Source organism: Methylobacterium radiodurans, from assembly GCF_003173735.1.
Lineage (GTDB): Bacteria > Pseudomonadota > Alphaproteobacteria > Rhizobiales > Beijerinckiaceae > Methylobacterium > Methylobacterium radiodurans.
The window spans coordinates 5,109,026-5,131,619 of the sequence record NZ_CP029551.1 but is presented as its reverse complement, the minus strand read 5'-3'; the positions used below and the strand labels follow the sequence as shown (position 1 = coordinate 5,131,619).

The window sequence follows — 22,594 nt, the reverse complement described above, 5'->3', positions numbered from 1 at the left end:
TCCTTGGTTGGTTGAAGCCGCAGGGTCTCTAGCAGGCTCGCGTGACGGCGCGCCTCACAATTCGGCAGGATCCTCGCCCGCGTCCGGCGCGTCCTCAGGAATCGGCGCGGCGCCCCATCCGGTGAGCACCGCGTTCAACTCGTCGAGCACGAAGTGCCGGGCGCTGTCGCGGTCGTAGCCGTCGGCGAGCAGGTCGTCGTACTCCGTGAAGACGTGGCGCGCGTAGGCGAGCAGCGCGAGCCGGGCGGCGGTCTCGGGAGCGGCGTTGCGCAGGCCGGGGCTCAGGAGCGCCCGATCGACCGTGGCCTCGCTCTCGAATTCGGGCAGGCGCGGGGCGAGGCGCCGCAGGGCGTCGGCGACCCGGGTGCGCCTGTCCGTCGCCGGTCCGGACCCAACAGGTCTCACGGGCACCCCCTCTGTTACCTTCCAAGCACGGCGGCGCTGTCATACTCTCGGCGGGCGCGCGTCCGATCCTGCGCGCCCAGGAACGAGGGGCCCCGCCCGGGTCCCGGGAGATTCTCGTCCATGCGCCGTCTCACGTGCCATCTCGTGCCGCGCGCCGCCACCGCGCTGCTGGCCCTGACCCTCGGCGCCGCACCGGTGCTGGCGCAGCCCGGTGCCGACCCCGGCGCGCCCCGTGCGGGGCGCAGCCTGACCGCGACGGGTCAGACCAAGCCGCCCGGCATGGTCGCCGGTGCGCCCATGAAACCGACGAACGAGGCCGCCATGATCAAGGCGCAGAAGGCCGCCGAAGCCCGCAACAAGGCGTGGGACACCAAGATGCGCTCGACCCTGGGCTCGATCTGCCGGGGCTGCTGAGGGGCCCGGGGGCTCAATCGTCGTCGGCCTCGTCGGCGCCGTTGCCGACATGCGATCCGTTGATGCGGGCTTTCAGGACGTTCGAGGGCTTGAACACCATCACCTGCCGGGGCTCGATCTCGACCTCGACGCCGGTTTTGGGGTTGCGCCCAACCCGGCGGCCCTTGCTGCGCACCACGAAGGAACCGAAGGAGGACAGCTTCACGGTCTCGCCCTCGGCGAGGCAGGTGCAGATCTCGGAGAGGACGGTCTCGACGAGCGCCGCGGATTCCGCCCGCGACAGACCGACCTGCTGGTAGACGGCCTCGCTCAGATCGGCGCGTGTGACCGTCTTGCCCGTCATGCCTACCCCCCTCGGAGATTGTCCGGAACGGCGCCGGCTGCGACGTATCCCTATGATCCGGCACGCTAATCGGCGCCTCGGCCGGGGTCAACCACGCGCCCGCGCCTCGCCCGCGGAAATCTCGGCGGCCTACCAGCGGATCAGCGCAGCGCCCCAGCTGAAGCCGCCGCCGATCGCCTCGATCATCACGAGGTCGCCCTCGCGGATGCGCCCGTCCCGGCGGGCGACGTCGAGGGCCAGCGGGATCGAGGCGGCCGAGGTGTTGCCGTGCCGGTCGACGGTGAGCACGATCTTGTCGCGGGCGATGCCGATCTTGTCGGCCGAGGCCTCGATGATGCGGCGGTTGGCCTGGTGCGGCACAAACCAGTCGAGGTCGGCGGCCGTCGTCCCGGCGCGCTCCAGCGCTTCCACGATCACGTCGGTGACGGAGCCCACCGCGAAGCGGAAGACCTCGCGGCCCTCCATGCGCAGGTGCCCCGTGGTGCCGGTGGAGCCCGGACCGCCGTCCACGTAGAGCTTGTCCCGGTGCCGTCCGTCCGAACGCAGACTGGAGGAGAGCACGCCGCGCCCCTCCGCCGCCTCGGCCTCGCGCGCCTCCAGCACGATCGCGCCCGCGCCGTCGCCGAACAGCACGCAGGTGGTGCGGTCCTCCCAGTCGACGATGCGCGAGAAGGTCTCGGCGCCGATCACGAGGGCGCGCCGCGCGCCGCCGGTCGTCAGGAACTTGTCGGCTGTGGTGACCGCGAAGACGAAGCCCGCGCAGACCGCCTGCAGGTCGAAGGCCGCGCCCTGCCGGATGCCGAGCGCCGCCTGGATCTGTGTCGCGGTCGACGGAAAGGTGTGGTCGGGCGTCGAGGTGGCGCAGATCACGAGGTCGATGTCGTCGGCCGACAACCCGGCATCGTCGAGCGCGGCCTGCGCGGCGCGGGTACCGAGAACCGAGGTGGTCTCCTCGGGGGCCGCGAGGTAGCGCTGCCGGATGCCGGTGCGCTGAACGATCCACTCGTCGGAGGTGTCGACCCGCTCTGTGAGCTCGGCATTGGTCACCACCCGGGCGGGCAGGCTCGATCCGGTGCCGACCACGACGGAACGCAGGCTTGTCATCGTGTTCCTTCCCGGAGCGCCCGGGCCCTTTCGGCTCGCCGCGCTCCTTCCCTCATCGACCGGAACGCGTTCGAGGCCGTACCCGGTTCCGATCGGAAGCGGCCTCTGAGGTTCCGGGCCCGCAGCGTCGGCGGGCGGTGTCATACGCTCCGGCGCGCCCCTAGACTCGCGCCATCGTGGTCGGCGTCTCGTCCAGCATATCGCGGATCGTGCGCATCAGGTCGTGGCGGGCCATGTCGTGGGCGAGATCGACCGCCGAGGCGAAGCCCGCCGCGTTCTCCGAGCCGTGGCTCTTGATGACGATGCCTTCCAGCCCGAGGAACACGCCGCCGTTGGCCCGGCTCGGGTTCATCTTGTCCTTCAGCGCCCGGAAGGCCTGCCGGGCGAAGAGCGCGCCGATCTTGGCCGAGAGCGTGCGCGTCATGGCCGAGCGCAGGTAGCTGGAGATCTGCTTGGCGGTGCCCTCCGCGGTCTTCAGGGCGATGTTGCCGGTGAAGCCCTCGGTCACCACCACGTCCACGGTGCCGCGGCCGAGATCCGTGCCCTCGACGAAGCCATGGTACGAGAAATTGGCGGCATCGTGCTCGCGCAGCAGGCGGGCGGCCTCCTTCACGGCCTCGTTGCCCTTCATCTCCTCGGTGCCGACGTTCAAGAGGCCGACCGTCGGGCGCTCCAGGTCGAACACGATGCGGGCCATGGCCGAGCCCATCACGGCCATCTCGACGAGGTGCTCGGCATCCGTGCCGATGGTGGCGCCGACATCGAGCACCACGCTCTCGCCGCGGACCGTCGGCCACAGGCAGGCGATGGCCGGGCGCTCGATGCCCGCCATGGTCTTCAGGCAGATCTTCGACATCGCCATGAGGGCGCCGGTATTGCCGGCCGAGACGGCGGCGTCGGCCTCGCCGTCGCGCACCGCCTGGATGGCGCGCCACATCGAGGATTTGCCCCGGCCCTGGCGGACTGCCTGGCTCGGCTTGTCGTCCATCGCGATGGCGTAGGTGGTGTGGCGCAGCTCCACGGCGCCCTTCAGGCGCGGCTCGGCCTCGATCAACGGGCCGACCACGGCCTCGTCGCCGAACATGATGAAGCGCGTCCCGGGATGCCGCTCCAGCGCGATCGCGGCGCCCGGCACGACCGTCGAGGGCCCGTGATCGCCGCCCATGGCGTCGAGCGAGATGCACACGCGTTCTGACATGGTCTCTGGCGATCGCGGCCTTTGCAGCGGCGTCGGACGGGCGTTGGACGCCGGGCCGTTCGCGCGGACGGGAGCAGGTGTGGAGCGGGCGACGCGCACCGCTCCGGCGGCGGGTCCCTCCCGCCATCGGCCGACGCGGCGAGCCTTGCCCGGCGCGCCGGAAAATAGCGATCCAGCCCCAACGGGCAAACGATTTCTGCGGCGTGCGGGTTGCAGCGCCCCCAGCCTCACCCCTTCTCGTCGCGCAAGCGCTCCAGGGCGGCGAAGGGGTTCGGGTCCTCACCGACCTGGACCGGCTCGAACGCGACGCCGGGTTTGCGCGGATAGGGATCGAGCCCGAGCGCCAGGAACTCGGCGGTCAGCGCGCCGAAATCGACGCGTCCGCCGACGATCGGGTCCGGCACGTCGGCCTCCTCGGCGTCGGTGCCCGCGAACTGGTCGGTGTCGGTGAACTCGACCTCGACGGGCTCGCTCACCCGCGACTCGAAGGGTTCCAACGTCACGCTGCAGACCTGCGTGACCTCAGCCTCCACCGTCCCGGTCACCCGCAGGCGGTTCATCGAGCCCGCGATGTCGAAGCGGCCGACGAGGTCGCGGATCGCCGGAATCTTGAAGTCCCGGGCCAGCGCCTCGGCCTCCGCCGGGCTTGCCTCGACGGTTACGCTGCCGCGCCCCTGGGGCAGGCGGTCGACGTTCACCACCCGCGAGAGCGGGCCGGGCTTGTCGGCGTTTCTCATGCACTCACTCCTGAATCCTTGAAGGCGGCCGGCTCGGGAAAGCGTGGCCCAGCCTCCAGCAGCCCGTCGAGGTCGCTGCCCTCGAGCGCCTCGGCCGCTGCCCGCACGTAGGCCGCGAGCCCGGCGGCGTCGGCGGGCGCGTGCTCCGCGCCGTCCTGGCCGAGTACGTTGCGGGCGAGCGCCGCGCGCAGGGCCGCCATATCGCCCGCGTCGAGCGCCGCGTCGTAGCCCTCCGCCCGGCCGTAGAAGGCCGCGCCGAGCTTCTTCATGCGCTTGGGCACGCCGAAATCCCCGACGCCGAGTTCGCGCAGAGCCGCGTCGAGCTGCAGGAAGACTGAGTTGACGAGATCCTGCGCCACGTCGGAGGCGGGATCGGGCAAGCCTCGCATCCGGCGCAGCACGAGGATGACGTGCAGGCACAGGGCCTCGAACCGCCCCTCGACGCTGTCGGGCACGCCGAGGTCTGCGTAGAGGGCCGGGGCCCGCGAGGCCTCGTTGATGCGCAGGTGCAGCGTCTCGATCAGGCGCCGCCGGGCATCCTCGCGGCGGAAGAATCGGGCGATCATCTCACGTCCTCGCCGGTGCGGCCGGCTTCTCCCCGGCCCTGTGGCCGAGCTTGCCTTGTCAAAGCCATAACCCCGCGGTACGGCAACCCACCGTCAAGGTGCAAGCGTGGCGGGCGTCGTTTCCGGGCGCGTGCACGCCTTCCAACACAGCGACTGCAAGGGGGGCCGATGCGGCGCCGTCTCGTCTCGTCACTGGCGCGTGCCGCCCTTCTCGGCGGCCTCGGCGTCGCCCTCTCGGGCTGTATCGGCGAGGAAATCCGCCACGGCTATCAGATCGACCAGACCGCGCTCGCCGCGGTGAAGCCCGGCATGAGCGCCGAGCAGGTGCTGCAGACCCTCGGCACGCCCTCGACGGTGTCCACGGTCGGCAACAAGTCCTGGTACTACATCTCGCAGAACACCAGCCGCACGGTGATGTTCCTGGGCGAGCGCGTGGACGACCAGAAGGTGACGGCGGTCTACTTCACCCCCGCCTTCAAGGTGGAGCGCGTGGCCCTCTACGGGCTGCAGGACGGCAAGGTGTTCGACTTCATCGAGCGCACCACGCCGACCAGCGGCCAGGACCGCGCCTTCCTCAGCCAGCTCTTCCGCGGCCTGACCCGCTACGAGCCCTTCGGCAGCGGCTCCGGCACCAGCATCGTCCCGGGCGCCAACCGCGGCCTGTGAGGCGAAGGGGAGGGGCGAAAGGCCTCTCCCGCACCGCGCGGCCGAGGCGTCGCGGTGTGCCCATTCGGCTTCTACAGGACGCCCGGATGCGGCGCGGATCGGATCCGACGCGGATTTCCAGCTTCGCGGAGCGTGTGCGGAACCCGCCACGCTCTCTCTCCCTCGCACAGGGGGGAGTGGATGCGCGTCGGCTAGAGCGGATTGACGGGAAGCGATTGCGCGCGTCTCAGGCGTTCACGCACGCGCGCAACATGGTGCGGCCGAGCAGGCCGCACCGTCGATAGCGGCTCAGGCGCGCTTCGCCAGCAACTGCTCGATCAGCGAGCCGCCCTGCTCGATCGCCGCGAGCTCCTCCGCCACCGCCGCGACGGTGTCGCGGATCTGGTCGGCTTCGTGCTCTGAGGTCATGAAGAAGCGCAGCCGCGAGGCCCGCTCCGGCACGGCCGGGTGGATGATCGGCTGCACGTTGATGCCGCGCTTGTACAGGCGGTGGGAGAGCGTCACCGACTTCAGAGAGTCGCCCACGATCACCGGGATCACCGCGAGCCCCAAGCTGAAGCCGGTGTCGAGCCCGTGCTTCCTGGCGCAGTCGAGGAAGAGGCGGCCGTTCTGGCGCAGGCGCTCGACCCGCTCAGGCTCGGCCTGCATCACGGCAAGCGACGCCTCCGCCGCGGCGGCGAGCGGCGGCGACATGCCGACGCTGTAGACGAAGCCGCCGGCCGTGCACTTCAGGTACTCGACGAGCGCCGCCGGACCGCAGATGTAGCCGCCGCAGCCGGAGAGCGTCTTCGAGAAGGTGCCCATCCAGATATCGACCGCCTTCGGGTCGATCCCGGCATGCTCGAACAGGCCCGCGCCGGTCCGGCCGAGAACGCCGAGCCCGTGGGCGTCGTCCACCATCAGCCACGCGTTGTAGCGCTCTTTCAGCGCGACGAGGCCGGCGAGGTCCGGCGCGTCGCCGTCCATGCTGTAGAGGCCCTCGACCACGATCAGCGCCCGGCGGTGCTCGTGGCGGGTCGCCTGGAGCAGGGTTTCCAGCGCGTCGAGATCGTTGTGGGCGAAGGAGCGCCGCTGCGCGCCCGAGAGCTGGGCGCCGGTGACGATCGAGTTGTGGCTGAGCGCGTCGTGGTAGATCACGTCGCCCGCCTCGAGCAACGCGCCGATCGTGGTCACGTTGGTGGCGTGCCCGCTCACCATCACCACGCAGGCATCGACGCGGTAATGAGCGGCCAGCGCCTTCTCCAGACTGATATGGCCCGGGCGCTCGCCCGCCACCACGCGGCTCGCAGAGGACGAGGTGCCGAAGGCGTCGATGGCCGCTTTGGCCGCCGCGCTCACCTTCGGGTGCCCGTTGAGCCCAAGATAGTCATAGGACGAGAAGTTGACGAAGGGACGGCCCTCGATGCGGGTCGTCGCGCCGGCCTTCGTCTCGTGGACGTGGAAGAACGGGTTGCCGAGCCCGATCAGGTCGGCGGCCGAGCGCTGCAGTTTCAACTCGCGGTAGCCCGGCAGCGACTCGAAGCTGAGGATCGCGGGATCCTGCGCGGGCTCCGGGGCCCGGACCGGCTGCGGCCGGGTCGGCGCGCGACCCAGCCGGTTCGTCACAAAACCTGCCAGAGCGGCGCGCCCCCCGTCCGGCTTCGGATTGCTCATGGAAGGATCTCTTTGATCTCGCGACTGTTCTGCTCGACGAGGTCCTGGAACGGCGCGATCGCGGCCGCGTCGACCTCGCTGCCGACATGCTTCGAGGCGAGGCTGAGCGCGACGCCGGCGGCCTCGTCCATGGGCGCCGAAACCGCCTGAATTAAGGTCTCGGACAGCTCGTTCACCGTGAGACCCGAGGACAGGCCGGCCGGGGGCGAGTCGAGACCGAAGCGCTCCTGCAGGCTGGCGCCGAGTTCCACGCCCATCAGCGAGTCGAGGCCGATCTCCGAGAGCTGGCGCACGCGGCTGATATCGTCCTTCGGCAGGCGCAGGATGCGGGCGATATCCTCGACGATCGCGTCGGCCACGGTCTTGCGAACCGTGTCGAGATCGCCGCCCTTGAGCAGCGCGGCGATGTTGATCGTCGCGACGGTGCCGGCCTCCGCCTGCTGATCGGAGCCGAGGTCGCTGTAGCTCGGCGACTTCAGCGTGGCGAGGCGCTCGCGCGCCTTGCCCCAATGCATCGCCGCGATGGCGACCACCGCCTCGTCCGGGCTCTCGCCCTGGGCCTGCAGCGCCTCTTCCATCAGGTCGAGGCAGCGGCGCGCCTCCATCGGCGTGACGCCGACGCGGGAAGCGAGGGTCTCCATGACCGCCTTGTTCCGGGCGAGCATGCCGACATCGCCGATAGCGCCCCAGGCGACCGCGAGCGCCGGCAGCCCCCGGCGGCGGCGCTGACGGGCCAGTCCCTCCATGAAACCGTTGGCGGCGACGTACGCACCCTGGCCCGGGTTGCCGATGAAGGTGGTGGCCGAGGAGAACACCACGAAGTAGTCGAGCTGACGGTCGCGGGTCGCCGCGTCGAGGTGCTGGGCGCCGATCACCTTCGGGCCGATCACCGCGTCGAGATTGGCCGCATCGATGTTGGCGATCAGGCCGTCCTGCAGCACGGCCGCCGCGTGGATCACGCCCGCGAGCCGGCCGCCCCTGGCCTCGATGCCCGCGATCAGCCGGTCGACCGCGGCGCGGCTGGTTATGTCCACCGCCGGCGCCTCGACGGTGACGCCGCGGGCCGCGAGTTCGGCCACCGCCGCCTTCGCCTCCTCGCTCGCCGCGCCCTTGCGGCCGCAGAGCACGATGTGCCGAGCGCCGCGATCCGCGAGCCAGCGCGCCGCCTCTAGGCCGAAGCCGCCGAGGCCGCCGGTGACGAGGTGCGCACCCCGGTCCGAGATCGCGAAGCTGGAGCGCTGCGCGGCCGGCACGCGGCCGGCCTTTGGCGGGCTGATGACGATCTTCCCGATATGGCCGGATTGCTGCATCAGCCGGAAGGCGTCGGAGGTCTCCTCCGCCGTGAAGGGCTGGAAGGGCAGGGGCTTCAGCCCACCCTCGCCGAACAGCGCCATGACCTCGCGGAACAGCCGCGCCCCGTCCTCGCCCTGATGCTGGAGCACCTGATCGAGATCGACGCCGAAGTAGGAGAGATTCCGGCGGAACGGGCGCAGGCCGATATGGGTGTTGGCGACGTAGTCGCGCTTGCCCAGCTCCACGAAGCGGCCGAAGGGCTTGAGCGCGTTGAGCGAGCGCTCCATCGCCTCGCCGAACAGGCTGTTGAGCACCACGTCGACGCCGGAACCCGTGATCGCCCGGATCTCGTCCACGAAGGCGAGCGAGCGCGAATCCAGCACGTGCTCGGCGCCGAGCGCCTTCACCAGCGCCCGCTTCTCGCGCGAGCCGGCCGTCGCGATGACGCGCGCGCCCTTCAGCTTGGCGATCTGGAGCGCGGCGAGGCCGACGCCGCCCGCGCCGCCATGGACCAGCACCCACTCGCCGCGCCGCAGGCGGGCCAGCGAGACGAGCCCGTAATAGGCGGTGAGGAAGGCCACCGGCACGGTCGCCGCCGCCATCGGGTCGAGCCCATCGGGAGCAGGTGCCACCACGAGGTCCGGCACGACGATGTGGGTGGCGAAGCCCGACTGGGCGAAGGCCACGACCGGATCGCCGACCTTGAAGGTCGCGACGCCCGGGCCCACCGCCGCGACGCGGCCGGCGCATTCAAGGCCCAGGCGGGGACCGGCGAAGCCGTCCTCCAGGATCTCCTCCGGGAGCATCGAGAGCGCCCAGAGTACGTCGCGGAAGTTGAGGCCGGTCGCCTCGACGGCGATCTCGACCTCGCCGGGCCCGGGCTTGCGGCGCTCGGCCGGGCCCCAGACCATCTCGTTGAGGCCGCCGGTGTTGCTGCGCTCCAGACGCGCGGCCTCCGCCGGCACGGTGTCCGCGGCGCGGCGGCGCGCGGCGCCCGGGTGGAAGCGGACCACCTGCGTGCGGTCCTCGTCCAGCACGATCTCGGTCTCGGGGGTCCCCGAGAGGATGAGGTCGCGCAGGCGCTCGGAGGCGCGCTTGGAGGACATCTCGGGCGCGAGATCGATGCGGCGCACGTCGAGGTTCTGCACCTCGTTGGCGAGGGTGCGCGAGAAGGCCCAGACGCCGGCCTCGACGTTGGTGGCCTGTCCGCCGCGCTCGCGCGTGGCACCCGGGGCCACGACCCAGAGCCGGGTCTGGCGCGCGCCCAGATGTTCGATGCAGCGCTTCAGGCTGAGGCAGCGGTCGCGCAGGCGCTCGGCCGCCTCGCCGCCACGTGTGAAGGCGCCGGCCAGGAACACCACCGTGTCGGGGGTCTCCCGCTCCAGCTCCATCAGGGAGGCGTCGGAATCGAGGATGATCGAGACGTGGACGCCGCTCGCCACCAGCAGGGTGGCGAGCGAGGAGGCGGTCTCGGCCGCGAACTCGTCGTCCGAGCCGATGACGAAGGCGAAGGTCTGGGCCGGCGCCGGGGCCGGGCGGGCCGGCGCCTCGGCGACGAGGAGTAGGTCGTCGCCGTTGGCCGAGGCCGCGCGCTCCGCCGAGACGCTGACGAGGCCGGTGGCGCTGAGGGTGCGCTGCCAGCCCGCGATGTCGTCGAGCCGGCCCACGGGGAGGTCGCCGACGCCCGCCTCGAACCAGCCGGGGGTGAGGCCGAAGACGAGATCGCGGAACAGCGAGGCGCCGGGCTCGACCGCAACCAAGAGGCCGCCGGTGGCGAGCGCGTCGGCGAGCTGGCGGGGCAGCTCGCGAGCGCCGCGGTGCAGGGCGCCGCTCGTCAGCACGAGGTCGAAGCCCGCCGCCGGCAGTTCCTCGGCGGTCTCCGCCACGGTGACGCCGCGCGGCAGGGCGAGGCGGGCGCGCTCGGCTAGACGCCGGTCGGTGTCGAACACGGTGAGCCGCGCCTCGACCTCGTCCGCGAAGGTCGCGACCTGGGCAGAGAGCGGACCGAAGCCCACCTGGAGGATGCGCAGCGCCCGGTCCTTCGGCAGGCGCTCGCGCGCCGCCTCGGTGATGCGGGCGACCACGTCCGCGGCGTGGCGGGCGGTGGCGCTGCGCAGCGTGAAGGCGTCGAGCGCGTTCTGCGGCAGGGCCGGGGCCTCGGTGAGCTGGCCTGCGAGCAGGCGCTCGACCAGGGCGCCGACGTCGGCGACGAGCACCAGCTCGGCCGAGAGTTCCGGATGGTCGGCCGCGATCCAGCGCACGATCTCGTCCGGCGCGGGGAGCGCCGAGCCGTCGTTGAGCGTCCAGGCGGAGCCCGCCTGCTCGGCGAGACCGCTGCTCTCCAGCGCCAGCAGCGCGTTGACGAGCCACGGGCGCAGCTCGTCCGGTACGCGGGTGTCGGCCGCGACCTTACCAGCCTGGGCGAGGCCGGAGGCCAGCCGGTAGGCCAGCGAGGTAGCCCAACCTTCCAGCAGGAGGTGGCCCGGCGAGAGGGCGGCATCGGCTTCGGCACTCGCCGCATCAACGGCCGGCTTCAGGCGCGCCGCGATGGTCGGGCGCCTTTCCATCGGCACGGCGGTCGGCTCGGTGGCGAGTTCCGTGGTCTGGGTGATCGCGTAGGCTGCGAGATCGTCGCCGCCCTTGGCGCGCAGTGCCTGGAACCGGCCCTCGCGGATCGTGGCGACGACCTCACCGTCGGCATCCAGAACTGTGAAGTCAGCCAGGATGCTGCGCTCGTTGCAGCGGCGGGTGCGGATCACCGCGCGGGCGATCGACACGCCGGGCTTCACGAGGCGGATCTCGCCGAAGCGGACCGGGATGTAGGCCTTGCCGGCATTCTCGCCGAGGAGATCCGCGAAGAGCAGGATCAGGCCGTGGAAGCAGGCGTCGAGCCGCGCCGGCACGAGGCCGTAGCGGGCGTCAGCCTCCGCCGGCACGAGGTCGGAGACGATGGTCTGATCGTCGAGGCGGGCCGAGAGCGCGACCTGCCGGAAGCTCGGGCCGAAGCCGAGCCCGGCGGCGAGCGCCTGGGCGTAGAGCGCCTCGCCCGTGACCGCGCGGTCCTCGGGCATCTCGACGTCGGGTGCGACGGCCGGGGAGAAATGGCCCTCGACCACCTTGGCGGAGGCGTGGAGCTGCCAGGGCGTCTGCGCGAGGCGCGGGCGGCTCAGCACCTGGATGCCGTTGCCCGACCCTGAGAGACGCACCGCGACCTCGCGCAGCGCCTCCTCGTTGAACACCATCGGCGCGTGGATCTCGAAGTCGGCGAGCACGATCTCGTCGCTGCGCAGGGCCTCGCGGGCGCAGGCCAGTGCCATCTCGACGAAGCCGGCGCCGGGCATGATCGCCTGGCCCTCGATGCGGTGGTCGTCGAGCTCGGGCACCGTCACGGTGTCCACGAAGCCGTTCCACTCAAGCCCGTCGGGCGTGGTGCGCGAGCCGATCAGCGGGTGGTAGTGCCGCGCCGAGGTCGCGCCGACGCTTTCGGTGGTCTCGGCCAGCCGGAAGGAGCGGCGCTGCCAGGGATAGGTCGGCAGGCTGATCGCGCCCTTCGGCGCCGCGCCGAACAGCAGGGCCTCGTCCACGGCCGCGCCCTGGACCAGGGCGGCGCTGACCGCCTTGGCGATCGGGTCGCCGCCGGCATCCTTGCGGTGCATCACGCCGACCACGGCGTTGTCGATGCCGAGCGGCTCGATCGCGTCGCCCACATGGGACATCAGGGTCGCGCGGGGTCCGACCTCGACGAAGATGCGGGCGCCCTGGCGGGTCGCCTCCTGCACCGCGTCGCAGAAGCGGACCGGCTCGCGGATGTTGCGCCACCAGTAGGTCGCGCCGAATTCCTCGCCCGCCAGAACCTTGCCGGTAACGGTCGAGACCATGCGGGTGGTGCCGGACGACGGCTTCAACCCCGCGAGGTCGCGCAGCAGCGGCTTCTCGGTCGGATCCATGATCCGGCCGTGGAAGGGGTAGTCGAGGTCGAGCTTGCGCCCGCGGCGGCGCTTGCGCGAGAGCGCCTTCAGCGCCGCGTCGATGTCGGCCACCGGCCCCGCGACGGTCACGGCCTTCGGGCTGTTGTAGGCGGCGATGTCGAGGGCGGGGAACTCCTTCAACGCGCCCGGCACCTCCTCGACGGGCATGAGCAGCACCGCCATGGTGCCTTGGCCGCGCGTCGTCTCCTGGTGGTGGCTGCGGTAGAAGATGACCCGCACGGCCTGCTCGAGGCTGAGGATGCCGGCGGCCTCGGCGGCTGCGATCTCGCCGACGCTGTGGCCGAGCACGTAGGCCGGGTTCAGGCCGCGGGCGCGCAGCGCCGTGGTCGAGGCGCTCTGGATCGCGAAGATCAGCGGCTGCGAGACGCTGGTGAGCGCGAGGCGCTGGTCGAGATCCTCGACCTCCAGCGCCTCCTTCAGCGACCATTTGGCGTAGGGCTGGAACAGTGCGTCGATGCGGTCGAAGGCGGCCCGGAACGTGGCGTTCTCGGCGTAGGCCTCCCGGCCCATGCCGGCCCACTGGCTGCCGTTGCCGGAGTAGATGAAGGCGACCTCAGCGGCGCGGTCGATCGCCGTGCCGGTCACGGCGTCCGCCGTGTCCTCGCCCTCGCCGACGGCGCGCAAGGTCGCGGCGATGTCGGTCTTGCCGTCCAGCGGGATCGCGAGCCGCGCGTTCAGGCGCTCGCGGCGGTGGGCGGCGCCGGCCGCGATCCGGGTGGCTTCCTTGGCGTCGGCTCGCTCGAAGCGCTCGGCGTAATCGAGCGCGAGGTCGTTGAGCGCCGCGCGGCTCTGGGCCGAGAGAAGCAGCACTTCGGGGCCGTGGTCCGTTGGACCCGCCATCGCGACGCGGGCGGTCGGCTCCGCGTCGCTCAGCACGACGTGGGCGTTGGTGCCGCCGAAGCCGAAGGAGTTGACGCCCGCGAAGCGCTCGGCCGCGCCGCGCGCGATCGGGCGGGCTTTCCGCACCACGTCGAGGTTCAGCTCGCCGAACGGGATGTCGGGGTTGAGCTCGGCGGAGTGGAGCGAGGCCGGGACGAGGTCGTGCTCCAGCGCGAGGCTGGCCTTGAGCAGGCCGGCGAGGCCCGACGTCGGCTCGGTATGGCCGATATTGGTCTTGATCGAGCCGATCGGCAGCGGCGCCTTGCGCAGCCGGCCGAGCTTGCCGCCGATGGCCGAGGCCTCGATCGGGTCGCCGACCGGTGTGCCGGTGCCGTGCGCCTCCACGAAGGCGATCCGGTCGAGGTCGATCTCGGCCTCGCGGTAGACCTTCTCCAGCAGCGCGCCCTGGGCGTAGCCGGAGGGCAGCGAGATGCCGGTGGTGCGCCCGTCCGAGTTGACGCCGGAGGCGACGATGCGGCCGCGCACGGTCGCCTCGTCGCGCATGGCGGCCTCGGCCGATTGCAACACGAGGACGACGCCGCCCTCCGAGCGCACGTAGCCGTCGGCGTTGGCCGAGAAGGCCTGGCACAGGCCGGTGCGCGAGAGCATCTGCGCGTTCGAGAAGCAGATGAAGTTGAACGGGCTCGCCAGCACGTTCACGCCCGCGACCACCGCCGTGTCGATGCGGCCGGACTGGATCGCCTGCACGGCGTTGTCGAGCGCGACCAGCGAGGACGAGCAGGCGGTGTCGACCGTGAAGCTCGGGCCCTTCAGGTCGAAGATGTAGGAGATGCGGTTGGAGAGGATCGAGAGCGTGTTGCCGGTGGCCGCGTAGGCGTCGCCCGACGAGGCGTCGAGGATGCGCAGGTTCCCGTAATCGAGCGAGGAGGCGCCCACGAAGACGCCGATCTGCGAGCCGGCGACCGCGGAGGGACGAAGCCCCGCATCCTCCAGCGCTTCCCAGGTCAGTTCGAGCAGCAGGCGCTGCTGCGGGTCCATCTGCTCGGCCTCGCGTGGCGAGATGCCGAACACGGCCGGGTCGAACGACCAGACGTCGTCGAGCACGCCCGCCGCCCAGGTGTAGCTCTTGCCGCGCTCCTGCGCGCGCGGGTGGCCGAAGCGGTCGAGCGACCAGCGGTCGTCGGGCACGCGGCTCACCGCGCAGCGCGGCTCGGTCAGAAGCTGCCAGAGGCCATCCACGCTGGGGGCGCCGGGAAGGCGGCAGGCGCGACCGACGATGGCGATATCTGTACGTTGAGTCACGTTCGGTTCGCACACGCTCGTTACGGGAGCCGATTCGTCCGCCGGCCACGGGGCATTCCCTTGATCCCTTAGTATGGCTCCAATGCGGAGGCAAACCGGCGAGAGCTGGGAAGATGTGGGCCGTGACTCGAATGCATCGGCCTGTGATATGTATTCATCGGTGAAGCGGCAGGCATTTCTGGACTGCGGCATTGACGAAGATCACACCACTGATCCCGCTTGCTGTGATTTCGCAGCATAATGGCCTCAATTCGGCCGCAGTGCGGGTCCGCGACCGCCGATATGGGCCCGCGCCGGCGCAACCCGACTTGAGCCGCTGGGCGCGAAGATCGACCTCCCTGGCACCTGGTTCGCAGCGGTCACGCTCGGTCTGCCGGGAACACGTGCTGTAAGGCTCCAGATTCCCCCCTGTTCCCGTATCGAAGCCATGCCGTGCTCGCATGGCGCGGATCGTCAGGCGGCCTCGCCGTCGGGACGACCGACGCTCACGTAGCGAAAACCGTGCCGCTGCACGCTGGCCCGATCGTAGACGTTGCGCAGATCGACCAGAACACGGTCCGCCATGATCTGTCCGAGACGGGCGAGGTCGAGGGCCCGGAAGGCGTTCCACTCGGTCACGATCACCAGGGCGTCGGCGCCCTCGGCGCAGTCGTAGGCGTCGCGCGCGTAGGCGACCTCGCCGAGCAGGGGCTTGGCGGCCTCCATGCCCTCCGGATCGTAGGCGCGCACCCGCGCGCCCGCATCCTGCAGGCCGGTGATGATCGAGAGGGCGGGCGCGTCGCGCATGTCGTCGGTGTTTGGCTTGAAGGTCAGGCCGAGCACCGCCACCGTCTTGCCGCGGACCGAGCCGCCGCAGGCCTGCACCACCTTGCGGGCCATGGCGCGCTTGCGGCTGTCGTTGACCGCCACCACCGTCTCGACGAGCCGCACCGGCGTGCCGGCGTCCTGGGCGGTCTTGACCAGCGCCAGCGTGTCCTTCGGAAAGCAGGAGCCGCCGTAGCCGGGCCCCGCGTGCAGGAACTTCGCGCCGATGCGGTTGTCGAGCCCGATGCCGCGGGCGACCTGCTGCACGTCGGCGCCGACCTGCTCGCAGAGATCGGCGATCTCGTTGATGAAGGTGATCTTCGTCGCCAGAAAGGCGTTGGCAGCGTACTTGGTCAGCTCCGCCGTTCGCCGGCCGGTGACAAGAATCGGCGCCTGGTTGAGGAAGAGCGGGCGGTAGATCTCGCGCAAGCTCTCCTCGGCGCGCGGGTCCTCGGCCCCGACGACGATGCGGTCGGGGCGCTTGAAGTCACCGATCGCCGCGCCCTCGCGCAGGAACTCGGGATTGGAGGCGACCGAGATCTCGGCGTCCGGCCGGATCTCGCGGATGATGCGCTCGACCTCGTCGCCGGTGCCGACGGGCACGGTCGATTTGGTGACGACGACCGTGAACCCGTCCACCGCCTCGGCGATCTCGCGGGCGGCCGCGAACACGAAGGAGAGATCCGCGAAGCCGTCGCCGCGCCGCGACGGCGTGCCGACCGCGATGAACACCGCGTCGGCCTGCGCGACCGCGGGCTTGAGGTCCGTGGTGAAGCTGAGGCGGCCCTGCTGGACGTTCTCGGCCACCAGCGCGTCGAGGCCCGGCTCGTAGATCGGCATGCGGCCGGCGTTGAGGGCCTCGATCTTGGCCGGGTCCTTGTCGACGCAGACCACCTCGTGGCCGAAATCCGCAAAGCAGGTGCCCGAGACGAGGCCCACATAGCCGGAACCGATCATCGCGATACGCATGGGCGACCTTATTCCTTTGGAGCCGGCGACGGACCTCCGGACGGGCCGCCCATCGCCGGGCTTCGCGGTCAGATTGAGGCGCGTCCCCCCGGATGGCCCAGCTTTTGCCGGATCTCCCCGCGGGGTGCCAGTCCCCGAGGGGCGGACCATCATGAAGGGATCAAGAAGCGTCCGTATGACGGGGGAATGCCCGCGGCTTCGCAGGCGCCGACAAGTCCGTTAGAAAGTCCGCCCGCTCGGGTAAGCCGGCCGGGCGCGAGGGAGACCCATGACCGAACTGCCGAACGTGCACGTGCGCGCCGAGGTGCTGGCCCAGGCACTGCCCCACATGCAGCGCTACGATCAGGAGATCGTAGTGATCAAGTACGGCGGCCACGCCATGGGCGACCGGGCGGCGGCGGAGGATTTCGCCGAGGACATCGTGCTCCTCGAGCAGTCCGGGCTGAAGCCGATCGTCGTGCATGGCGGCGGCCCGCAGATCGGGCGGATGCTCGACCGGCTCGGCATCCAGTCGGAGTTCCGCGGCGGCCTGCGCGTCACCGACGAGGCGACCGTCGAAGTGGTCGAGATGGTCCTCGCGGGCTCGATCAACAAGCAGATCGTCGGCTGGATCTCGGCCGAGGGCGGTCGGGCGATCGGCCTGTGCGGCAAGGACGGCAACATGGTCCGCGCCAAGCGCGCGACCAAGACCGTCCGCGACCCCGACAGCATGGTCGAGCAGGTGGTCGATCTCGGCCTCGTCGGCGAGCCGGAGCATGTCGAGCGCGGCGTGCTCGACGCGGTGCTGAAAGCCGAGCTGATCCCGGTTCTGGCCCCCGTTGCCTACGGGGCGGACGGGCAGACCTACAACGTCAACGCCGACACGTTTGCCGGCGCCATCGCGGGCGCGCTCAGGGCCAAGCGCCTGCTCCTGCTCACCGACGTGCCGGGCGTGCTCGACAAGGACAAGAACCTGATCCCCGAACTCACCGTCGAGGATTGCCGGCGGCTTATCGCGGACGGCACCATCACCGGCGGCATGATCCCGAAGATCGAGACCTGCATCTACGCGATCGATCAGGGCGTCGAGGCGGTGGTCATCCTCAACGGCAAGGTCAACCACGCGGTGCTCCTGGAGCTGTTCACCGATTACGGCGCCGGCACCCTGATCCGCCGGTCCTGAACCCCGTCCCAGCGGCCGGGACTCATCCCGGCTGCACCCTTCCGCCGTCGAGAGCCTCGTGTACCTGCCCGGAACCTTGCCCGACGCCTGTCGCCTGACCACACCCGATGCCCGCGGCTTCGACCGCGTCGATACCTGGGTGTTCGACCTCGACAACACCCTCTATCCCAGCGACGCGATGGTCTGGCCGCAGGTGGACGAGCGCATTACGCTCTACGTGATGCGCCTCTACGGGCTCGACGGGATCTCGGCCCGGGCGCTGCAGAAGCACTTCTACCACCGATACGGCACCACCCTGAAGGCGCTGATGATCGAGGAGGGGGTCGACCCCCACGACTTCCTCGATTTCGCCCACGACATCGACCACTCGACGATCAAGCTGGATGCCGCACTCGGCGACGCGATCGAGCGGCTGCCCGGGCGCAAGCTGATCCTCACCAACGGCTCGCGCCGCCACGCCGAGCGGGTGGCGGAGAAGCTCGGCATCCTCGATCATTTCGAGGACGTGTTCGACATCGCGGCGGCCGATTTCGTGCCCAAGCCCGAGCGCTCGACCTACGAGCGCTTCCTCGATCGGCACGACATCGACCCGACGCGCGCGGCCCTGTTCGAGGACATCGCCCGCAACCTCGTGGTGCCGCACGATCTCGGCATGGCGACCGTGCTGGTCGTGCCCAAGATCGCCGACCCTTACCGCGAGGCCTTCGAGCAGGCGGCGGTGCAGGAGCCGCATATCGACCACATCACCGACGACCTCGCGGGCTTCCTGGAGACCTGCGTGCTCCCGGTGAAGGCGCCGTGAGCGCCGAGCCCGATACCGCGGCGCTGGCCGCCGCGAAGGCCCCGAGCCTCGCCGAGATCGAGGCGCTGGCGGACGCGGCCTTCGCGGGCCTGCCGGAGGGGTTCCGCGCGCTCTGCGCAGGGGTCCGCATCGTCGTGGACGACTTCCCCGACGAAGAGACGCTCGCCGAGATGGAATGCGAGTCCGAGTTCGACCTGCTCGGGCTGTTCCGCGGCGTCGGGCTGGCGCAGGCCGGCGAGGTCGTGACCGGGCAGATGCCGAACGCCGTCTGGCTCTACCGCCGCCCGCTGCTCGACTACTGGGCCGAGCACGACGAGACGCTGGGCCACCTCGTCGCCCACGTGCTGGTCCACGAGATCGGCCATCACTTCGGCCTCTCGGACGAGGATATGGCCCGGATCGAGGCGGCGGCGGAAATCGCCTAGCCGGCCTCGCCGTCGCGGATGCGCCGCAGCCGGCTGATCTTCGGGCGGCTGGTGCGGAACTGGCCGCGCTCGATCGCCACGAAAACGAGGATCGTGAGCGCGATCGCGGTGAGCCACCAGACCACGGTGAGGCCGACGCCGATGCACGCGACGGTGAAGGCGCTGGCGAAGGCCGCCATCGCGCCCGGGACCAGGAGCGGGTTGTCGCGCCCCGCCCGCCGGATCGAGGCGTGGAGCGCGAAGGCGGCGGCGAGCGAGCCGACCACGCCGAGCTCGTACCAGAACTCGAAGAGCGCCGTCGTCGGGGCGTTCATCGGCACCAGCCCGGCGAAGCGCCCGCGCAGGGCCGTCTCGAAGCCGTGGCCGGTGATGAGGCGCAGGGGTTCGGAGGTGACGACCTTCTGCCAGCTCTTCAGCGACAGAACGCCGGGGGCGAGCGGCCCGAAGAGGGCCGCGCCGACCGGCCGGGCGATGAAGGGCAGGAGCGGGGCGGCCGCGAGCAGGCCGGCGCTGATCCCGGCGGTCAGAAGCACGCCGAGGCGCGGCCGGTAGCTCGTTACCGCGAAGGCCAGCGCGCCCACCACGAGCGCCACGATCTGCGTGAGGTTCGGCGAGATCGCGAGCGCGGCGGCCGTCACGAGCGCGATGGCGAGCGCCTCCCGGTCGCGGCGGCGTGAGCGCAGCCAGGCTACGGCCGGCCAGACCAGCAGGGCGAGCAGCGTCAGGCCGCGATCGAGAGCCCCGTCATCCTCCGGGCCGCCGCGCATCAACTGCTCGCCGAACAGGCCGAGCAACACCGCCACCAAGGCCGCGACGGTGACGCCGAGCGGCAGCAGGTAGAGGTTCGCCGAGCGCATCCGGTCGGGCAGGGCGAGGTAGCCCATCATCGTCAGCAAGATCACCGCGACGAGGTTGGCCAGCCGCTCGGCGGCCGCTCCGAGGAACGGCGTCCAGGCGAGGGAGAGGGCCGACCAGAGCACCACCAGCATCCCGGCCAGGAAGGCCGGTGAGCCGAGAAGTCGGAGACTGAGAGGTCCGAGCCGGCGCTGGCGCCCGTCGATCGCGCTGGCGATCACAAGGAGCACCACGGCGATCGGTGCGAGGATGATGGAGGCGCGCCGCGCCACCTGGGCCACCACCGGGACCACCACGAACAATCCGAAGAACCCGACGCGCCGCAGCAGGGCGGCGGCATCGAGGGCCGGATCGATGTTCGGGTTCGGTGCACGCGCCATCGGTCGGGACTCTGAGCACGGATCCCGGGCGCGCGGAGGTCGCACAGGTTCGTGACTTCTCCCTAGTGCAACGCGCGGGCAAGCGGCTGTAGATGCCCGGACACACCACGCCCGCGATGCAGTGCCGCGAAGCGGCTTCAGGCGGTCGTCGTCTCGGCCCGCGGCCGGCGCCGCACCGTGCGACGGCCGACATCCGAAACCACCCGCCAGCCGCCCCAGGCGGCCAGGAAGCCGAGGAGCCCGGCCACCAGGCCGTCCGCCGTGGTCGGCACCGCCGGCTGGTAGTCGCTGAGCGTCGCCCGCACGAGCCCAGGATCGGGATGACGCAGGATGGCAACGGTCCGCCCGAGCGGGCTCGTCGCCTCGGCGAGCGCCTGCTGCTGGGCGCTCAGGTCCGCGAGGCGCTCGATCGTGGCGCGGGCGGCCGCGCCGCGGCGGGCGACGAGTTCGTCCGGGTTGCCGCGCAGGCGGTCGACCGCGCCGTCGCGGGTGTTGCCGGTGGCGCGCGCGTCGGCGTCGAGGCTCGCGACCTCGCGGCGCAGCTCGTCCACGGCGCCGCCCAAACGCTGGGCGTATTGCTGCGCGAATTCCGGCCCCTGCGCGGCGACGCCGCCGCCGAGGAGCCCGAGCGCGAGGCCGAGGGTGCGGAACACGGCGAACACGGCGACCTCCGATGATGCGCCCGGGACAAGAGCATGCCGGGCGGGCCGAGGCCAGGGGCTCGCCCCCCGTCATGGATTCCAAAGGTCCGAGACCTTTGGCGGGTGCAGGGCTCCTCCGACCCGGCAAAGCCGGGTCGGAGGAGCCGATCCTGGGGCTGCGCGCCCCGGGACCCAGCCCAATGGCCTGGAGGCCCTTGGGGATCCCCGACGTCAGGCCGGGAGCGTCAGCAGGCCGGCCTGCCCGTCGGTGCAGCCGAAGGCGAGGCGGTTGCCGCGGCGGTCCCAGGCGAGCGCCGAGATCCCGCTTGCCTTCACGGCCGGGCGGACCAGCAGCTCGGCTGCGTCGCCGAAGCGCACGAGCAGAATGCAGCCGTCCTCGTAGCCGATCGCCAGCACCGGCGCCTTCGGGTGGAAGGCCACCCGCGAGACACGGGCCGGGCGCACCCCGCATTCCCGCGGGGCCTTGCCGGTGGGCCCCTCCTTCGAATCGAAGGGCCAGATGATCGCGGCCTCTGCGCCGCTGGTCGCGAGCCACTTGCCGTCCGCCGACCAGCCGAGGGAGCGCACCTTGGCGGGATAGCCCGACATCCGCATGTGGCCGGGATCGGGCTGGAGGCGCCAGCCGTGGAGCGCGTTCTCCTGCATTGTCGTGACCACGAAGCGGCCGTCCAGAGACCACGTCACGTCGATATGCGAGCCTTTCCACGAGACCACCTCCGGCGGAGTCTCGAGGTTTGGGTACCAGAGGCTGGCGCCGTTGTAGTGTGCTACGGCCAGCCGGTATCCCTTCGGTGCGAAGGCGAGGCCGCGGGCGGTCGAGGGCGCCTCGAAGGTGCGCTCGCGGCCCTTGGCGTCGAGCGCCACCACGCGGCGCCCCGCCGAGAAGGCGAGGCCGCCGTCCGGGTGCAGCGCCAGCGCATCGATCCAGGCGTTGTTCTTCGCCACTGCCGTCTCGGTGAGCGTCCCGTCCCTGGCGATCGCGACCACCCGCCCGTCGTCACCGCCCGTGAGCAGACGTGTGCCGTCGCCAGCCGCCACGAGGATCGACCCCTCCGGATGGGCCGCCGCCCGCACGGTGTCGCCGTCGGAGGCCAGCACCGCCGTGCCGTCACCGAGCGCCAGCGCCAGTGTGTCGCCGAGCCAGTGCGCCGCTGTCACGTGCGCGCCGGCCTCGACCGGGGCGACGTGGCTCGTCAGGGAGGCGGGCGTGCTCATGCGCGGATCCTTCAGGGTACGGCGGTGACCGTCCGAGCGGATAGGACGGCGGAGACCACCGCGAAAGTCCCCCCGACCAGCGCGGGCGCGAGGAGGGCATAGAGCTGGTAGGCATCGTAGGCGAGCGTGCCCACCAGCGCCCCCGCGAGCAGCGCCAGCCAGACCGCCGCGTCGCCCACCCAGCCGAAGGGCGGCCCCGTATGGGTGAACGCCTCGGCGATCTTCTGGGCGAGGGCGAAGAGGGCGCCGGTGACGAAGGTGGTGCCGGCACGGAACCCCTTCACCTGCGACAGCACCGCGTTCTGCGCGCCCATCGCCATCGCCATGAAGAAGGAGGCAAGGCCGAGCTCGGGCGTGGCGAGGCCGAGCGAGAGTGCAGCCAGGATCAGCAGGGTCTCGTAGGTGAGCACGACCGCCGTGACCCAGCGCCGCGGCAGCACGATGGCCAGCCCGCTGCCCAGCGTCGCGCCGAACAGGAAGCCCGAGACCAGCATGGCGGGTAGCGCGGCGTGCCGGAAGGCGCCGTTGGCGAGCGAGACCGAGAGCTGCGTCGTGTTCCCGCTCATGAACGAGGTGTAGAGGCCGCCGAGCCGCACGAAGCCGATCGCGTCGACGTATCCGGCGAGACCCGTGAGCACGAGACCGGTGCCGACCTGCCAGGATCTGTTCACGAATTCCTCCCCCCGAAAGCTTCGCAATAAGACTCTGTTAACCGTTTCTGGCGCTCCGTTCAGGCGGGGGCGGGCAGGGTTAAGGCTTCGCTCACCAAACCCGAGCAATTCGATCCAATCACGGCGAACACCGGCGCTG

The 22,594-nt window shown here is 71.2% G+C and carries 18 protein-coding genes; 5 read left to right on the top strand and 13 right to left on the bottom strand.

From position 1 onward, the window contains the following. Positions 1-54: 54 nt before the first annotated feature. Positions 55-405: a DUF2293 domain-containing protein gene (locus DK427_RS24070; protein WP_245930699.1), complete on the bottom strand. Its 351-nt coding sequence runs from the start codon at positions 403-405 to the stop codon at positions 55-57. 120 nt (positions 406-525) lie between these two features. Here DK427_RS24070 and DK427_RS24065 point away from each other — a divergent pair, with 120 nt between their 5' ends. Then, positions 526-819, top strand: coding sequence for a hypothetical protein (locus DK427_RS24065; protein ID WP_109953583.1), 294 nt, complete (start codon positions 526-528; stop codon positions 817-819). A gap of 13 nt (positions 820-832) precedes the next feature. Here the strand turns inward: DK427_RS24065 and DK427_RS24060 are convergent, their stop codons facing one another. The 5 genes from DK427_RS24060 to DK427_RS24040 form a co-directional block, all read right to left on the bottom strand. Next, positions 833-1,162 carry an integration host factor subunit alpha gene (locus DK427_RS24060; protein ID WP_109953582.1) on the bottom strand — a complete coding sequence of 110 codons (330 nt, stop codon included), beginning with the start codon at positions 1,160-1,162 and terminating at the stop codon, positions 833-835. 129 nt (positions 1,163-1,291) lie between these two features. Next, positions 1,292-2,266: a beta-ketoacyl-ACP synthase III gene (locus DK427_RS24055; protein WP_109953581.1), complete on the bottom strand. Its 975-nt coding sequence runs from the start codon at positions 2,264-2,266 to the stop codon at positions 1,292-1,294. Positions 2,267-2,426: 160 nt separating this feature from the next. Beyond that, positions 2,427-3,464: a phosphate acyltransferase PlsX gene (gene plsX / locus DK427_RS24050; protein ID WP_109953580.1), complete on the bottom strand. Its 1,038-nt coding sequence runs from the start codon at positions 3,462-3,464 to the stop codon at positions 2,427-2,429. 227 nt (positions 3,465-3,691) lie between these two features. After that, positions 3,692-4,201: a YceD family protein gene (locus DK427_RS24045; RefSeq protein ID WP_109953579.1), complete on the bottom strand. Its 510-nt coding sequence runs from the start codon at positions 4,199-4,201 to the stop codon at positions 3,692-3,694. Continuing rightward, complete coding sequence (locus tag DK427_RS24040) at positions 4,198-4,767, bottom strand: ubiquinol-cytochrome C chaperone family protein (RefSeq protein WP_109953578.1); 570 nt, start codon at positions 4,765-4,767, stop codon at positions 4,198-4,200. Before DK427_RS24040 ends, DK427_RS24045 begins: the two co-directional genes overlap by 4 nt. 168 nt (positions 4,768-4,935) lie before the next feature. On the opposite strand from DK427_RS24040, the gene DK427_RS24035 reads away from it, so the two are divergent. Next, positions 4,936-5,433 carry an outer membrane protein assembly factor BamE gene (locus DK427_RS24035; RefSeq protein ID WP_109953577.1) on the top strand — a complete coding sequence of 166 codons (498 nt, stop codon included), beginning with the start codon at positions 4,936-4,938 and terminating at the stop codon, positions 5,431-5,433. Positions 5,434-5,721: 288 nt separating this feature from the next. Here DK427_RS24035 and DK427_RS24030 read toward each other — a convergent pair whose 3' ends face one another. The 3 genes from DK427_RS24030 to DK427_RS24020 form a co-directional block, all read right to left on the bottom strand. Then, positions 5,722-7,086: an aminotransferase class I/II-fold pyridoxal phosphate-dependent enzyme gene (locus tag DK427_RS24030; protein WP_109953576.1), complete on the bottom strand. Its 1,365-nt coding sequence runs from the start codon at positions 7,084-7,086 to the stop codon at positions 5,722-5,724. Continuing rightward, positions 7,083-14,510, bottom strand: a complete 7,428-nt coding sequence (locus DK427_RS24025) for a type I polyketide synthase (RefSeq protein ID WP_245930698.1) — start codon at positions 14,508-14,510, stop codon at positions 7,083-7,085. The genes DK427_RS24030 and DK427_RS24025 overlap by 4 nt, the downstream gene beginning before the upstream one ends. 453 nt (positions 14,511-14,963) lie before the next feature. Further along, positions 14,964-16,283 (bottom strand): UDP-glucose dehydrogenase family protein, encoded by a 1,320-nt coding sequence (locus DK427_RS24020; protein ID WP_109953574.1) that lies wholly within the window; start codon positions 16,281-16,283, stop codon positions 14,964-14,966. A 268-nt stretch (positions 16,284-16,551) separates the two neighbouring features. On the opposite strand from DK427_RS24020, the gene argB reads away from it, so the two are divergent. From argB to DK427_RS24005, 3 genes are read left to right on the top strand one after another with little or no spacing between them, the layout of a single operon-like run. After that, the gene (gene argB, locus DK427_RS24015) at positions 16,552-17,445 is read left to right on the top strand and encodes an acetylglutamate kinase (RefSeq protein ID WP_109953573.1); all 894 of its coding nucleotides are present in this window, start codon (positions 16,552-16,554) and stop codon (positions 17,443-17,445) included. Between the two features lie 58 nt (positions 17,446-17,503). Beyond that, positions 17,504-18,247, top strand: coding sequence for a pyrimidine 5'-nucleotidase (locus DK427_RS24010; RefSeq protein ID WP_245930697.1), 744 nt, complete (start codon positions 17,504-17,506; stop codon positions 18,245-18,247). After that, a complete protein-coding gene (locus DK427_RS24005) occupies positions 18,244-18,672 on the top strand; it encodes a metallopeptidase family protein (RefSeq protein ID WP_245930696.1) in 429 nt (142 codons plus the stop codon). Before DK427_RS24010 ends, DK427_RS24005 begins: the two co-directional genes overlap by 4 nt. Here the strand turns inward: DK427_RS24005 and DK427_RS24000 are convergent. The 4 genes from DK427_RS24000 to DK427_RS23985 form a co-directional block, all read right to left on the bottom strand. Further along, the gene (locus DK427_RS24000; protein WP_109953572.1) at positions 18,669-19,907 is read right to left on the bottom strand and encodes a peptide ABC transporter permease; all 1,239 of its coding nucleotides are present in this window, start codon (positions 19,905-19,907) and stop codon (positions 18,669-18,671) included. The genes DK427_RS24005 and DK427_RS24000 overlap by 4 nt on opposite strands. Before the next feature lie 137 nt (positions 19,908-20,044). Then, entirely contained in the window at positions 20,045-20,569 is a 525-nt protein-coding gene (locus tag DK427_RS23995; protein WP_109953571.1) for a DUF2937 family protein, read from the bottom strand. A gap of 210 nt (positions 20,570-20,779) precedes the next feature. Continuing rightward, positions 20,780-21,784 carry a WD40 repeat domain-containing protein gene (locus DK427_RS23990; RefSeq protein ID WP_109953570.1) on the bottom strand — a complete coding sequence of 335 codons (1,005 nt, stop codon included), beginning with the start codon at positions 21,782-21,784 and terminating at the stop codon, positions 20,780-20,782. 11 nt (positions 21,785-21,795) lie between these two features. Next, entirely contained in the window at positions 21,796-22,455 is a 660-nt protein-coding gene (locus DK427_RS23985; protein ID WP_109953569.1) for a YoaK family protein, read from the bottom strand. Between the last annotated feature and the right edge of the window lie 139 nt (positions 22,456-22,594).